This window comes from Mesonia aquimarina, assembly GCF_003667275.1.
In the GTDB taxonomy this organism is placed as follows: Bacteria; Bacteroidota; Bacteroidia; order Flavobacteriales; family Flavobacteriaceae; genus Mesonia; species Mesonia aquimarina.
Map to the genome: position 1 here is coordinate 655,713 of NZ_RCNV01000001.1, position 14,602 is coordinate 670,314.

Annotated in this window: 15 protein-coding genes and 1 pseudogene; 7 read left to right on the top strand and 9 right to left on the bottom strand. The window is 31.3% G+C overall.

What is annotated here, in order from left to right:
* The first annotated feature begins 104 nt into the window (after window positions 1-104).
* Entirely contained in the window at window positions 105-1,301 is a 1,197-nt protein-coding gene (locus tag D9R05_RS03175; protein WP_121665754.1) for an LETM1-related biofilm-associated protein, read from the top strand.
* On the opposite strand, the pseudogene D9R05_RS03180 reads toward D9R05_RS03175, so the two are convergent.
* The 3 genes and pseudogenes from D9R05_RS03180 to D9R05_RS03190 all read right to left on the bottom strand — a co-directional run bounded on the left by D9R05_RS03180 (window position 1,298) and on the right by D9R05_RS03190 (window position 3,719).
* Window positions 1,298-2,055 (bottom strand): annotated as a pseudogene (locus tag D9R05_RS03180) (LytR/AlgR family response regulator transcription factor). The gene D9R05_RS03175 and the pseudogene D9R05_RS03180 overlap by 4 nt on opposite strands.
* A gap of 3 nt (window positions 2,056-2,058) precedes the next feature.
* Window positions 2,059-2,367, bottom strand: coding sequence for a 2TM domain-containing protein (locus tag D9R05_RS03185; protein ID WP_121665755.1), 309 nt, complete (start codon window positions 2,365-2,367; stop codon window positions 2,059-2,061).
* A gap of 2 nt (window positions 2,368-2,369) precedes the next feature.
* A complete protein-coding gene (locus D9R05_RS03190; protein WP_121665756.1) occupies window positions 2,370-3,719 on the bottom strand; it encodes a 2TM domain-containing protein in 1,350 nt (449 codons plus the stop codon).
* Window positions 3,720-4,005: 286 nt separating this feature from the next.
* Here D9R05_RS03190 and D9R05_RS03195 point away from each other — a divergent pair, with 286 nt between their 5' ends.
* From D9R05_RS03195 to D9R05_RS03205, 3 genes are all read left to right on the top strand, one after another.
* The gene (locus D9R05_RS03195; protein ID WP_121665757.1) at window positions 4,006-6,231 is read left to right on the top strand and encodes a choice-of-anchor I family protein; all 2,226 of its coding nucleotides are present in this window, start codon (window positions 4,006-4,008) and stop codon (window positions 6,229-6,231) included.
* A gap of 231 nt (window positions 6,232-6,462) precedes the next feature.
* Window positions 6,463-6,951 carry a hypothetical protein gene (locus tag D9R05_RS03200; RefSeq protein ID WP_121665758.1) on the top strand — a complete coding sequence of 163 codons (489 nt, stop codon included), beginning with the start codon at window positions 6,463-6,465 and terminating at the stop codon, window positions 6,949-6,951.
* Window positions 6,942-7,355 carry a hypothetical protein gene (locus tag D9R05_RS03205; RefSeq protein ID WP_121665759.1) on the top strand — a complete coding sequence of 138 codons (414 nt, stop codon included), beginning with the start codon at window positions 6,942-6,944 and terminating at the stop codon, window positions 7,353-7,355. Before D9R05_RS03200 ends, D9R05_RS03205 begins: the two co-directional genes overlap by 10 nt.
* Here the strand turns inward: D9R05_RS03205 and D9R05_RS03210 are convergent.
* Window positions 7,352-8,656, bottom strand: coding sequence for an NAD(P)/FAD-dependent oxidoreductase (locus D9R05_RS03210; RefSeq protein WP_121665760.1), 1,305 nt, complete (start codon window positions 8,654-8,656; stop codon window positions 7,352-7,354). The genes D9R05_RS03205 and D9R05_RS03210 overlap by 4 nt on opposite strands.
* A 126-nt stretch (window positions 8,657-8,782) precedes the next feature.
* Between D9R05_RS03210 and D9R05_RS03215 the strand changes: the two genes are divergently transcribed.
* A complete protein-coding gene (locus D9R05_RS03215) occupies window positions 8,783-9,277 on the top strand; it encodes an RNA polymerase sigma factor (RefSeq protein ID WP_121665761.1) in 495 nt (164 codons plus the stop codon).
* 3 nt (window positions 9,278-9,280) lie between these two features.
* Window positions 9,281-9,907 carry a hypothetical protein gene (locus D9R05_RS03220; protein WP_121665762.1) on the top strand — a complete coding sequence of 209 codons (627 nt, stop codon included), beginning with the start codon at window positions 9,281-9,283 and terminating at the stop codon, window positions 9,905-9,907.
* 55 nt (window positions 9,908-9,962) lie between these two features.
* On the opposite strand, the gene D9R05_RS03225 is transcribed toward D9R05_RS03220, so the two are convergent.
* Genes D9R05_RS03225 through D9R05_RS03235 form a run of 3 tightly spaced genes read right to left on the bottom strand, consistent with a single transcriptional unit; the run spans window position 9,963 to window position 12,511 of the window.
* The gene (locus D9R05_RS03225; RefSeq protein WP_121665763.1) at window positions 9,963-10,955 is read right to left on the bottom strand and encodes a hypothetical protein; all 993 of its coding nucleotides are present in this window, start codon (window positions 10,953-10,955) and stop codon (window positions 9,963-9,965) included.
* A 57-nt stretch (window positions 10,956-11,012) separates the two neighbouring features.
* Window positions 11,013-11,822 carry a lysophospholipid acyltransferase family protein gene (locus tag D9R05_RS03230; protein WP_121665764.1) on the bottom strand — a complete coding sequence of 270 codons (810 nt, stop codon included), beginning with the start codon at window positions 11,820-11,822 and terminating at the stop codon, window positions 11,013-11,015.
* 47 nt (window positions 11,823-11,869) lie between these two features.
* Window positions 11,870-12,511, bottom strand: a complete 642-nt coding sequence (locus D9R05_RS03235) for an NUDIX hydrolase (protein WP_121665765.1) — start codon at window positions 12,509-12,511, stop codon at window positions 11,870-11,872.
* On the opposite strand from D9R05_RS03235, the gene D9R05_RS03240 reads away from it, so the two are divergent.
* Window positions 12,505-13,251, top strand: a complete 747-nt coding sequence (locus tag D9R05_RS03240; RefSeq protein WP_121665766.1) for a peptidylprolyl isomerase — start codon at window positions 12,505-12,507, stop codon at window positions 13,249-13,251. The two genes, D9R05_RS03235 and D9R05_RS03240, sit on opposite strands and share 7 nt — an antisense overlap.
* Here the strand turns inward: D9R05_RS03240 and D9R05_RS03245 are convergent.
* Together D9R05_RS03245 and D9R05_RS03250 are read right to left on the bottom strand one after the other, a co-directional pair.
* Window positions 13,241-13,861 (bottom strand): trimeric intracellular cation channel family protein, encoded by a 621-nt coding sequence (locus D9R05_RS03245; RefSeq protein ID WP_121665767.1) that lies wholly within the window; start codon window positions 13,859-13,861, stop codon window positions 13,241-13,243. The genes D9R05_RS03240 and D9R05_RS03245 overlap by 11 nt on opposite strands.
* A complete protein-coding gene (locus tag D9R05_RS03250; protein WP_121665768.1) occupies window positions 13,861-14,577 on the bottom strand; it encodes an RDD family protein in 717 nt (238 codons plus the stop codon). Before D9R05_RS03250 ends, D9R05_RS03245 begins: the two co-directional genes overlap by 1 nt.
* Between the last annotated feature and the right edge of the window lie 25 nt (window positions 14,578-14,602).

The window sequence follows — 14,602 nt, forward strand, 5'->3', positions numbered from 1 at the left end:
TTCATAGCAATTTTTAACGCTTCCCAATCAACAAGATTTACGAAACAATTCTAGATTTGGTTTTAAGTATGTACTTTTACACGTAGAATTTTTAATTTTTTTTCATGAACCCTTCAGCTTCCGGATGGATTAATAAGCATTTTCCTGTTTCTATAGATTTTGCGAAAGAGCATATATCTGAGGAGAATTTTTACGGACAATTGCGTGAAACCGGATTTTTGTATGCTAACAGTGTAACTACATTCACTTATAAAAATAGACAAGTTGAACTAGACTGGACTACAGAGGAGCTTACAAAAATTAATCTTTTTGATAGTTTAGTCTATATATATACGAAAGAAAAAACTGATGCTTCTAAAGAAGATTGTATAAACACGATAATTGATTTTTATAAAAAATTAGAGAAACAAAATAAGTCTTTTTTTAAAATTTCATTCTTTAAAAATTCAGCAGAAGAAAAATTAGAAAAAATTCTTCATCATAGAATTCAGACTAATAAATCTGTATTTCAAAAAAATTTTAGTAACATAATTACCAATGCACTATTATTTATAGATGTACTCGCTTTTCAGCATTTTTTATCAACTTCAAAAAATCCTTTTTCATACAGTCAAGAATTAGAAGGGCTGTTAACCAATACTATTTATTTAGCTTTTCAAGAAAAAGGAATTCAAAGTAAATATGAAAAATTGATTTTAAAACTGCTTCAAAATTCCTTACGCTATACAGCTATAGATCAACAATATTTAGATTTTGAAGAGTTAAATTTTTCGGTACTGCAACATCAGTTTGAAAAAAATTACCTGCTAGATTTATCGTGCATTAGTGTTTATAGTGATGAAGAGTTAGAAAAAAATGAGTTCCTTTTTTTAAAAAAATTAAATAAAGAACTTTTATTTCCTAACGACAAATTGCTAGTTAGCATAAAATATATGGTTGCTTTTTTGAAAAAACATAAAGGTGAAATTTCCTATTTTAGTTATAGCAACGCGGTAAAACACTTTTACAATAATACCAACCGAATGGTGAGTGTTTTAATTCTTAGAAACAAAAAACGCTTACTACAAGAGTTAAATGAAAGTAGAGAGTTGGTTATTCTTTTACATAAATCTAGCAAAACCGATTTAAATGAAACCGAAAAACAGAAGGTTAAAAATCAGTTGTTAGACATTTGCAAATCGGTGCCTTCTTTAGCTATTTTCATTTTACCCGGCGGAAGCGTTTTATTACCCATTCTCATTAAATTTATTCCGCAGTTATTACCTTCTGCTTTTAATGAAAATAGAATTGAAAAGCCTTAATTTGCTAACCAATTTTTAAACTCTTTTACGCGCTCTCGGCTTACAATAATTTCTTGCTCATTGCTTTTTAATAGAAGTTTTAAGCGACTGTTGCTGTAAGCCAGAATGTCTTCTATGTAATTGATATTTACAAAAAATTGACGGCTTACTCTAAAAAATAAATCAGGATTTAATTCGCTTTCCAGACTTTCTAAACTCGTATCGAGTAAATAATTTCTATTGTCTAAGGTTTGTAAATACGTTCCTTTATTTTCGCTAAAAAAACAGGCTATTTCTTCTACAGGAACCATTTTTAAGTGCGAACCTATTTTAGTTACAAAACGTTTTTTAAAATTTTGTGTATTATTTTTTTCAGAAATTAATTGCTGAAGGTTTGAAATCTGCTCTGTAAACTGCTGATCTAAATTGTTATTTTTCTTAAATTTTTCGACTGCATTTTTTAATTCATCTTCATCTATCGGTTTCAATAAATAATCAATGCTGTTTAATTTAAAAGCTTTAATGGCATATTCATCGTAAGCAGTGGTAAAAATTATTGCGCTGTTTACAGAAACCTCATCAAAAATTTCAAAAGAAAGTCCGTCGCTTAATTGCACATCTAAAAAATTAAATCGGGTTCCGGATTTTCTAAAAACCACTCTATTGACTGATTTACAGAGTGCAATAGAACCTCAACATCTACATCAAGCTTAGACAACATTCGTTGCAAGCGTCTTGCCGAAGGCTTTTCATCTTCAATTATTAGTACTCTCATAACTTATTCCCAACGTTGTTGCATTTCTTTTTCTTCCTCTTCTTTTAAATATTGCTGTACTTTTTTCTCTTCCCAGCGTTTATCAAAAAAAGGATTAATTCTAAAAACGTTTGCAGCCTGAAAAGCAATACCAATTCCCCAACCTGCTGCCGGCCACAAAAACCAAGGATAACTTGTATCGCTAAACACAAAATTTACAATCGCTAAAAAACCAATAACCAGCACATATACAATTAAATGAATGTAAAAATCTTTCAGTTCTTTTACGCGTTCTTTCGCTTCGTAATAACGTTTTTCGTAGTTCGGTTCCATAATTAATTGTTTTTATCGTTATTCATAAATTCCTTTATTTTTCGCTCTTCCCACTTTTTTGAAAAGAATGGGTTCTTATCAAACGTATCTACATAATGGTAAGCCACTCCAAATCCCCAACCAAATGCAGGAAAAAGAAACCATAAAAAATCGAGTCCGTTACTCATATAATTCACAAAAAACAAAAACGGAATAATAATGACGTAAGCCGTTAAGTTGCTATAGAAGTCTTTTTCTTCTTTTACACGGTTTTGAGCGATAGAATATTTATTCATAGTATCTAATTTTGATTGATTTATTAAGCGTTTATCAATTGCTCCTACTTTTTTAGTGAGTAGCGGTAATTTTATCTCGAAACTTTTTTTGGTTGAATTAATCGAAACTTTTCTACTTGTTAAAAGTTCATAACGCTGCTGAATATTTTGCAGTCCTACGCCGGCTCCTTTTTGAATTACTGATTTTTTTTGAAGCTTATTTTTAATAATTAATTCATCATCGTCTTCAACAATTTCTATCACCAAAGGTTTTTCGGTTGAAACAATATTATGCTTCACCGCGTTTTCAAGCAATAATTGAAGCGATAACGGAACTATTTTAGCTTCTGGATTCTTTAAATTCTCAGGTAAAACACATTGTATACTATTTTCAAAACGCGTTTTTAAAAGACTTAAATAGGTTTCCGCAAATCGCAACTCCTCCTCCAAACTAACCAATTCTTTATTTTTTTGCTCTAAAACATAACGATAAACTTTAGATAAAGAAGCGGTAAATTTTTGAGCCGCAGCCGGATTTTCATCAATTAAAGCACTTAAAACATTTAAGCTGTTGAATAAAAAATGTGGATCTAACTGATTTTTTAAAGCATCAAATTTTGCTGAAGCGGTTCCGGCAATTATTTTCTGCTCGGTAACTTTATTATCTTGAATTTTTTTGTAGAAATAAAAAGCGTGAAAAAACAAACTCACAATTGCCGATAAAAGCAACGGAAAAAAATAATTAGAAATACTTTCTTCTGCTAAAAACTCTGTAAAACTGTAGCGATCTCTAATTAAAACTAAATGAAATGCTCTACAAACCCCAAATGCAAACGTTGTTAATAAAACAGAACCAAAAACGCCAACAATAAAACGCAACTTCCCTTGTGTGCTCCAATCTAACTTTTTTTCGAGCCAAAAAAAGAACACAAAATTTACTACGGTCAACACAAAAGCATACACAAAATTAATGAGCATCCCTTCAAAGTCTAACAAAACAGATGTTTTAAATCCTGAAAAAACAAAACTTAACAATACAATTATCAGCGTGACAATTAAGGCTACTCGAGCTAATATTTTAATAGGTTTTAGTTTCATAAATTATTTCTTAACAAGATACAAAATGTTCTGTTTCTCCCACAAAGATGGCGCAAGTAGCCAATTACACAAACAAATTATTACTCAGTTGTTATATTTAATAGCTGAACTGTACTCACCAACACAGCTATGTTAATTTTCGGATAACTTGATATATTCTAAAGGTTAAAACACTTCAAAAAAGGGCACTGTTTTATAATTAAATAAAACTAAGATAATCTTCAGTTGAAGCTTTTTTAAAAACCTAAAACTACTTTTGAAGCCATAAAAACTAAAGCAAAATATTATGAAAAAAACTTACCTTAGTTTAGCTATGTTTTTCACCTGCATTGGTCTATTTACCAATAACATTCATGCAAGTGAAATTTTAGATGCTAACAAAAAAATCACTTCTTACGTTCAAACCACTCCAGAGATCAATTTTGATGATGCTTACATCAGCGTAAATGAAACTGATGGAACAGCTACTTTAACGATTTCAATTTCAGCATTACCACAAAATGACGCTACGGTAGATGTTTCTGTTTTATTAAATGAAAGTACTGCAGTAGACGGGCAACATTACACTTACACAAATGAAACACTTAGCTTTACCACAAGCGGTAGTTTAACAAAAAGTATTACTATTTCTATTCCAAATAACAGCGATGCGCAACCAGATACTTTATTGGCATTAGAACTAAGCAATGCTACAAACGCTACTTTGGGCGATACTAATTTAAGTGTGGTTTACATATTAGATGATGAAATGCATGCTCCAACAGCTACCAATGAATTAGGAATTAATTTCGCAACAAGTTATGCTATCACCGGTGCAAATCCAGGTTCAGAAATAGTAGCTCACGATCCTTCTACAGAGCGTTTATTCGTGATGAACAGCGGAAATGCTTCTATAGAAATTTTAGATTTTAGTAATCCGTTAAATATAAGTACCATTTCTACAATAGATTTATCAAGTTACGGAGATAGCGGAACAAGTGTAGATTTTTATAACGGAACTGTAGCTGCAACAGCTGTACCTGATGCTGTTGGACAAAACGGAACAATCGTATTTATGGATACTAATGGAACCGTGATTTCTACAGTTGAAGCGGGTGCGCTGCCGGATATGATTAGTTTTACACCAGACGGAACTAAACTGTTGGTTGCGAATGAAGGAGAGCCAGAAAGTGACTACAGCATAGATCCTGAAGGAACAATATCTATAATCGATTTAACTGGCGGTATTGCTAACCTTACACAAGCAAATGTAACTACCTTAGATTTTAATGCTTTCGATTCGCAAAAGGCTCAATTGCAAAGTCAAGATATCCGTTTATTTGGACCAAATGCCAGTGTTTCTCAAGATTTAGAGCCAGAATATATTACGGTATCTGCAGATTCTCAAATGGCTTGGGTAAGCCTTCAAGAAAATAATGCAATTGCTGCAATAGATTTATCTGCTATGCAAATTACCGATATTTTCCCAATGGGATTAAAAGATCACAGTTTACCGGAAAATGCTTTAGATACTTCTAACGAGCAAGATTTTATATTTATGGCAACTTGGCCAATCAAAGGTATGTACATGCCAGATGCTATTGCCAATTACACGATAAATGGAACTACTTATTATGTAACAGCTAACGAAGGTGATGCTAGAGAATATGATGCTATTGAGGAAGAAGTAAATTTAGAGGATATTACGTTAGATGCAAATATGTTTCCTAACCAAGCTTTTCTTGAAATTGAAGAAAATTTAGGAAAAATTAACCTAACCTCAGAAAATGGTGATACTGACAATGATAGTGAGTATGAAGAAATTCACGTTTTTGGAGGAAGATCTTTCAGTATTTATAACGCTTCAACCGGAACACAAGTTTTTGACAGCGGCTCTGATTTTGAACGTATCTTAGAAGAAGACCCCACCTATAGCGCAATTTTTAACGCTACAGATGACGAAAACGAATTGAAAAACCGTAGTGATAATAAAGGACCAGAACCTGAAGCGGTAATTGTAAAAGAAATAAATAATAAATTTTATGCATTCATTGGTTTAGAGCGTGTTGGCGGATTTATGGTTTATAATATTACTGACCCAAATGCACCAATTTTTGAAGGTTACTATAACAACAGAAGTACTGTAGATGGACAAGAAGGTGATGAAATTCAAGGAGATTTAGCGCCAGAAAGTATTGTTTATGTTGCTCCTGAAGATAATTCAGAAGATAAGGGTTTAATTGTAATTGCAAATGAAGTTAGCGCTACTATTAGTGTTTATACTTTAGACAATGTATTACTTTTTACTGATCGTTTTACAAAACAAGCTGAAAATTTTGTTCTTTATCCAAATCCTGTAAAAGGAGAAAAAGTGTTTTTTAACCAACCAACAACATTTGACCTTTTTGATATCCAAGGAAGAAAAATTTTAAGTGCAAAAAATGCAACTTACATAAGCACTGCAAATTTAACTTCTGGAACTTATATTGTAAGAAATCTACAAGGACAAACTCAAAAATTACTTGTTGAATAAATCGTAATATTATCAACTAAAACTTTTTAACCAACTTTTTTATAACCAACCACCGATTTTTTTATCGGTGGTTTTTTTTATTCATCCGTAGTTTTTCTTTCCTAAAAAATTCATCTTTGTAAAAAAACTTAAAGCAATTCTATTATCGGTTTTAAAACACATCAAAAAAGATCTGCTTTTCCATTAGTTGTGATCTATGTAATACATCTTCTGTTTACTTATCACATAATTATGGAAGATAAGAATTCTGTTTACATCAGCCTTTTAACAATGTTTATTACTTTACTGATGTCTATAGGGTATTTATACTTATTTCAGAAAAATAAAAAAATAAAACTTGGCAATCCTCTATTAATTTTAGCTGTTTTAATTGGGGCTTTGCTTACCACTTACCTCAACATCAACCTAGGATTAGGAGTAGTAATTGGATCTGCAGCAGTAGGCGTTATGGGTTCTTTTATACCAAAAAATTGGCCTAAAAAAAATGAAGGAAATCAATTTCAAACAGCTATTTACTGTGGTTCTTTTATAGGAATGTGTCAACCGCTAACAGAAAACCATTATGTTTTTATTGGTTTTGCTTCAATATTAAGTGGGATCATGTTTTGTATTTCTCTGCAAAATCTAAATGGTTTTGGTGGTAAATTAGGAACACTAGCCTTTGTTGGTGTTGCTTTAGCTGTTTTTTTAACCTTTATTTTTACAGGTGTATGGAATTAATAATTTACATAATTACGGGTATTATTGGAGCTATACTCCCCTATTTTTTAACAAGAAATACCAGTTTAGACGCAGTAAAAGCTTCAGCATTACCCTCTTTAATTTTAGGAATGATTTTTTATTTATTCCCTAATTTGGTTGATGATCATTTTCAAAAAAATATTCCACTCTTATTTTTTGGAGCTTCTTTTGTTGGTATGGTTTCTAAAAAAGTACTTCAAAAATATATGTATGTTGCTATTGCAGGAGTTCTATTTGCATTATTATATAAAAACTCAAGCAATTTTTTTAACGGATATGGCGGCGGATTAGGAACAGCTGCTTGCATTTCGGTATTATGTGTTTTTGGACTAAAAAAATTAAAATCTTTAGCTCGTTTTTTTAGAATTCAACAAAAAAATTAATCCTCAGCAACTTTTTCCTTTTCTTTCTCACGTTTAAATGGTCTAATAATTAATCTAGCAGCACGATCAAAATTTATATAGCTATATGTCCAATTAAAAAATGTAATGATTCTATTTCTAAACCCCACTAAGAACCATAAATGAACAAACATCCACACAAACCAAGCAAAAAAACCACCAAAACTAGAACGTTTTAAATCGACCACTGCTTTGTTTCTGCCAATGGTAGCCATGGTTCCTTTATCTCTATATGAAAAAGGTTCTAGTTTTTTCTTCTCAACTAATCGCTTTAAATTTTTTGCCAAATGTTCTCCTTGTTGAATCGCCGGCTGTGCGACCATTGGATGACCTTTAGGGTAATCTTCACTTTTCATCAAGGCAATATCTCCAATGGCAAATACGGTTTCGTAATCTTTTATTTGATTAAAGACATTTACTTCATAACGATTCGCTTTTTCAATTAATGAACTTCCATTAATTCCATTTACAGGCGCACCCGTTACGCCAGCACTCCAAATAAAGGTGCTGGTTTTAAATTCTAAATCTTGATTGGTTTTTACGGTAGTACCATCGTAATTTTCCACCATGGTATTTAGGTGAATTTTTACGCCTAAATCTTTTAAAAAATTTGAAGCTTTAGCTGATGATTTTTCACTCATCGGTGGTAAAACACGATCTAAACCTTCTAATAAATGAATTTTTATTTCACTAATATCTATATCAGGATAGTCTTTAGGCACTACATTATTCCTAACCTCTGCAATTGCACCACTCAATTCTACACCAGTTGGTCCTGCTCCGGCAATTACAAAATTTAATAAAGCTTTACGCGTTTCTTGATCTTTTGTAATGGTGGCTTCTTCGAGGTTTTCTAAAATTAAGCTTCTAATATTTAATGCTTGCGGAATGGTTTTCATCCACATTCCGTTTTTTTCAATACTTTCATTCCCAAAGAAATTGGTTTTAGAACCTGTAGCAATCACTAAATAATCATAAGTGAGCTCGCCAATACTAGTATGGATTGTGTTATGATCGGGATCGACAGAAACTACTTCAGCTAGCCTAAAAAAAGCATTAGCTTTATTAGTAATAATTTTCCGTAACGGATAAGCTATAGAATCTGGCTCTAAACCTGAAGTAGAAACTTGATACAGTAAAGGCTGAAAAGTATGGTAATTCCGTTTATCTATTAATACTACCTGAAAACGCTTTGTTTTCATTAGATTTTTCACAAGATTTATTCCTGCAAAACCACCGCCAATAATTACTACGCGAGGTAAATCTGATTTAGGAATATTCATAAGAAATATTTTAGTTCAAATTTAAGGAGCTTAAGACTATTTTTATGTTAGGGTTTCTATAATTTCTGATATAAATTGTAACAAATACAATAAAACATCTACTTACTTAATAACTAACTTAATTGTGTGACAAAGGAACTCGAAAATAGCTTTGTAGAACTGCTGGAAAAACACCAGAATATTGTGCATAAGGTCTGTAGAATTTATACAAATAGCCAAGATGCGCACAATGACCTGTTTCAAGAAATAACCATTCAGCTATGGAAAGCTTATCCAAAATTTAGAGGAGAGGCAAAATTTAGCACTTGGATGTATCGTGTTGCGCTAAATACCGCAATTACACTTTATAGAAAATCAAAAAGAAGGGTGAAAACTCAAGATTTTGACACTGTTCTTTTTAGAATAAAAGCTGAAGAATATGACGATACTACAGAGCAACAACTTAAAGTAATGTATGCTGCACTTCATGAATTAAATGATATTGATAAAGCTTTAGTTTTTTTATACCTAGAAGATAAAAACTATAATGAAATTTCTGAAATGTTAGGAGTCAGCGAAGTTAACGCAAGAGTGAAAATGAATAGAATTAAGAAAAAGCTGAGAAGTATTTTAAATCCGTAAAAAATGGATGAATTAGAATTATTAAAAAAAGATTGGAAGAAGCAAGAAAGTAGTCTTCCGCATTATAAAGCAAAGGAGCTTTACCCTATGTTATTGAAAAAATCTTCTTCAATCGTAAAGTGGATTTTTATTATTAGCATTATAGAACTTGGTTTAGGGATTATATTAAACATCTTTATGATGGATGATAATTTCTGGAAAGAATTAGAAAATATGCATCTTAAAACCGTTACAATTATCATATACTGTTTAAGCTATTTAATTACAGGCTTTTTCATTTATAAGTTTTATAAAAATTTTAAATCAATCTCTACAACAGACAACGCCTCTAGATTAATGCGTAATATTTTAAAGACAAGAAGAGTTGTAAAACATTACATTTTATATGTTCTGATTTCTGCTGGAATTACCGGTTTATTATTTTTTATCTTTACTTTCATTTACCCACCCGAAGGCATAGAATTAAACCCTGAATCTATCAATTGGTTCAAAATTATAGCCATTGGCGTTTTTATGATAACCATATTTTTGTTAATTCTTTGGGGTATTTATTCTCTTGTCTATGGAATTTTACTTAAAAAATTGAAACAAAATTACCGTGAAATAAAAAAGCTGGAAATGCAAAGTTGATAAAATGTCTTATTTATTTTAGCTCTTTGTTAGAATCAATTATAGCAATTGCTATTTATATTTTTTTATTTGCATTTTCAATTAAATCTTCGATAAACTTCTCAACATTTCTAAAAAGTTTGATTTTTTTTCTTTCAGGATATGGGTTATAAAGTTCTACTGTAGGCAATTCTGTTTCATAAATTGCGTTTATAAACTCCATTTCTTTTGGATATTTATAAAATACTTTTCCTTTTGGAAAATTGTTCTCTTTTTGCCATTGTTCAAATTTGTTTGAAAAGCAATGATGATTTGGTTGTTTTATTTCTTCAAACAACTCTTGATTCACAATCATCGCGAAACGATACATTCCATTAATTTCATATGCAAAATACTTTTCAAGCTTATTATTTAACTTATTAACAGAATGTTCCATTTTTTGGTATGAAGTACATAGTCCTTGCAAGGAATTACTAGCGTCTTTGGCGTCATTATTGATCAAAGCTTTAAAATATTGAATGGTGTATTTTTCCCAACCTATATTTTTTTTCGACAGGAACTTGTTTGCTTTTTCAAGTGCTTCGTCCTGAAATTGCTTCTGCTCGTAATAAAGTACTTTTAGCAAGTTTACTGAAACTTCTGTGTAAAATTTGCCTTTGGATTGAGGCAGATCTTTAGGAAAGAAATAATCTATAATAGAAAAATCGTTACAAGAAAATGAACTAAAAGCATCGAAAAGAACATTGCAATGATCAGTTCCGCTTGCTAAAATACTTCTGTTTAATAACTTTTGTCTTGACGTTTGAAACAGAACATCATTAAGATTTTTAAAATCAAAGTTTTGATACAAATTATAAAATCCAAAGTCATTTATTGTTTTAGCTAAGCGAATAAATCCCTTTGTCCTCTTTATTTCATCTTCTTTGTCTTTTAAAAAATTTTTATAAAAATTATAGTTGTGAGCATCAAATTCTTTCCAAGTTTTTGGCGGGTAGTAATAGCCAAATTTTTTGAAGCTTTCATCTGCTAATTCTTTATATGTTTCAAGAAATTTTTCAGCATTGCTCATTTTTATTCTCCTGTATTTTTTTCAGTAGTGTTTGTAAATTACAGTTTACTCATCATTTTACTCTTTATAACTCCAACGGCGCATTTCGTTAAGCTCTTCTTGAATTTTTAGTTCTTTCTCAGAGATAACTTTCAAGAATGAAGGGTGCTGCTCGATAGCATATTCTAATTTTTCGATGATACTATCTACAGACTCATTATCATAATCAAACTCTAGAGGTTCTTTTATCACCATAGATTGTAAAATTCCTCTTTTCTTTATGCGTATACCTTTTTTATCGAAAGAGCGTCTAAAACCATCAATAACAATAGGTACAACAACGGGTTGATATTTCCTAATAATATGTGCCGTTCCTTTTCTAAGTGGTCTCCAAGGTTTTGTTGTTCCTTGTGGAAAAGTTATCACCCAACCATCGTCTAAGGCTTTACCGATACTGGTAATGTCACTCATTTTTACTTGTCTATTGACTTCTTTTCCTTTTTCTCGCCAAGTTCTTTCAACTGAAATTGAGCCAGCATAAGCCAAAATACGAGCCAATAAACCAGATTTCATTGTTTCTTTTGCAGCTATATAATATACATTTAACTTAGGATTCCATAAGTAACTTACATTCTTTATAGAATTTCCTCTTCCGCTTAAACTAGCATTAAATACATGAAACATTGCTACCACATCGGCAAAATAAGTTTGGTGATTAGAAACAAATAGAACGTTTTTATCAGGTAGACTTTTTATGATCTCTGAGCCTTCAATTTTAAGTTCATTAAAACCTCGGTAGCGCCGATGTGTCATGGCACCCAAAATTCTAATAAGCCATTTTTTTATAAAAAGTATATGTCCGAAAGGATTTTTTTTGAATAATCCCATAAGTTTTTTTAGATTTTTAGAGCCGTCAAATATACAAATTTCAATTTTTAAAGTACTTTATTCAGCATAAGCTTTATTTCACTGAGCATCATTGCTGTAGCACCCCAAACTACATGATTATTTAATAAAAAAGCCGGCACACTTACATTTTGTGCATATGATGTAGACAGTTTTTTTGTAATAAGGTTTGAATGATCTAAAAAATCGGTGAGTTTTATTTCTAAAATTTCTTCTACTTCTGTTTCTTGACGAATAAAATCTGGAGTATTTTCTGAAATTCCTAAAAAGGGTTGTACCCAAAAATTAGATGGCGGAATATAAATTTCAGTTAATTCTTTTAAGATCTGTATTTGCTCTGGTCTTACGCCAATTTCTTCAAAAGTTTCGCGTATGGCGGTTTCTTCTAAATTCTTATCGGTTTTTTCTACTCTTCCTCCGGGAAAACCAATTTGTGCAGAATGAACACCTTTATAGGTTTTTCTTAAAATTAAAACAAGATGAGTTTCTTCGGTTTTATCAGGGTAAAAAAGTGCTAAGACTGCGGCCTGTTTTGGGTTAGCCTTTTCCAATGGAGCTCTTTCTAATTCTTTATGTCTAAATTCTGGCACCATTTCTAGGTGCGCTTTTTCTCCAATACGATCAATTTTTTCTATTTTTGAAACAGATTTTTTAAACTCTGAAAATGTCATTCGCTAAATACCTTATTTGCTTGTTATTTTGTACCGCTGTTTTTTACAGTTGTGAAGATACTAAAACAAAAAAAATAGATCCTAAAAAAACGGAGCTAAATAAAGAGAAAAGTAAAAAACACGATAGTTTAATTAATAGCATTAAAATTCCTGCCGGCGGAACAAAAACGAAAGTTGATCTTGCTTCTATAGAATATCTTGAACAAGAAGAGTTAATTCCGTTTTTAAAAAATTATGGTCAAAAGAATGCTGAAGATTTAGTATTAATCTCTACTTCTTTTGGAGAAATTAAAGTGAAACTCTATAAAGATACACCTTTACATCGCGCTAACTTTATTCGTTTGGTGAAGATGGGTTATTTTGATACTACTTTTTTTCATCGTGTTGCAAAAGATTTTGTTATTCAGGGTGGAAATAGTGATCGTGTGGCAACTACTAAAGTAAGAAATCGAGTGGGTTCTTATTTAATTCCGAGTGAATTTCATCAAAAATATCGTCATACTAGAGGTGCTTTTTCTGCTGCAAAATACAGCGAACAAAATGTAAGTAAAGCTTCTTCACCTTTTGAATTTTTTATTGTTCAGAGCAAGCGTGGAGCTCATCATTTAGACGATGATCATACAGTTTTTGGAGAAGTAATTAGCGGAATGGAGGTAGTAGATAAAATTGCTCAAGTTAAAGTGGATAACAAAGAATGGCCGGAAGAAAATGTTGAAATGAACATAGAAATTATTCATTAAGCTCTTTTTTACTATAAATTGATGGCAATTGTAATTTAAAATAAACAGCCAATAAGCGTACTAAAATCACTACAATTCCCGAAGCAATAAAGATTACACCTTCCAAAAAACCGAATTGTAATAGAATGAAATAAGTTATCCCGCCTAAGATGCATGCTGTTGCATAAATTTCTTTTCTAAAAATTACCGGAATATCATTACATAAAATATCACGAATTACACCACCAAAACAAGCTGTTGTTGTGCCGAGAGCAACACAAACAATAGGAGATAAATCTGCAGCAAGTCCTTTTTCCACTCCAAGAACGGTGTATAATCCAATCCCAATGGTATCAAACAAAAATAAAGATCTTCTAAAATAGTTTAATTTTTTTCTGAAAATAACAGCTAAAATTGTGGTTGCAATAATAACGTAAACATAGGTCATATTTCGCATCCAGGCTACAGGAGTTCCTATAAGTAAATCGCGCAAAGTACCACCACCCACTGAAGTTACAAAAGCTATAATTAATATTCCGAAAGCGTCCATACGTTTTCTTAACGAACTTAAAACACCAGAAATAGAAAAGGCGACAACTCCTAAAATATCAAATAATAAAACGTAATCCATTAATTTTGTGTGTAATAATTGTAATCTTTAATAATGCGATTTAAAAATGCTAATGACTTTTCTTTGGGTTCAATTTCCATAACAGTTGCAACACGATTGGCTAAGGAATTAATAACGCCGTGATTTGAATTTCTTTTAGCTTTTACAAACATCGTTTTTATTTGCTGCATTTCATAGTCTGAAAAAACGGTTACCTGTGGATAAGTAGCTTCATAATCTTCTGGTAATTCTACCAATAAAGTTTGATTCAACGACACTTGTTCCCGTTCTGAAATAACCGTAGTTTTTGCCGCAAGATCGCCAATACGTTGTCCTTTTCCGTTTAATAAAATAGTTACTACGGCAATACCACCGCTACATAAACTAATGTCTATGATTCTTAACAACCAGCGGATTAGATATGCAGAAAAACTTGGTTTGGAACCGTCAATTTTTACAACTCGAATTCTCATTACTGCTTTTCCTAGAGATCTACCGTTCCAAAAAATTTCAAATAATAAATGATATAAAAAAGGTGGTAAACCAAAAACTAACAACATCATCCAAATTTGATTTTCCATCGTAGTGAGAAGAGTTGCTACTACAAATAACATCATTAGCTCGTAGGCAATTATTACTAAAAAATCTACAAAGTAAGCGAGCAAACGATCACCAATACCGGCCACATTTTGTTGTATGTTGATATTTTGGGCGGTTTCTATTTGAAATTTATTCATTAATATGTTTCTTTGGAAAACTAAT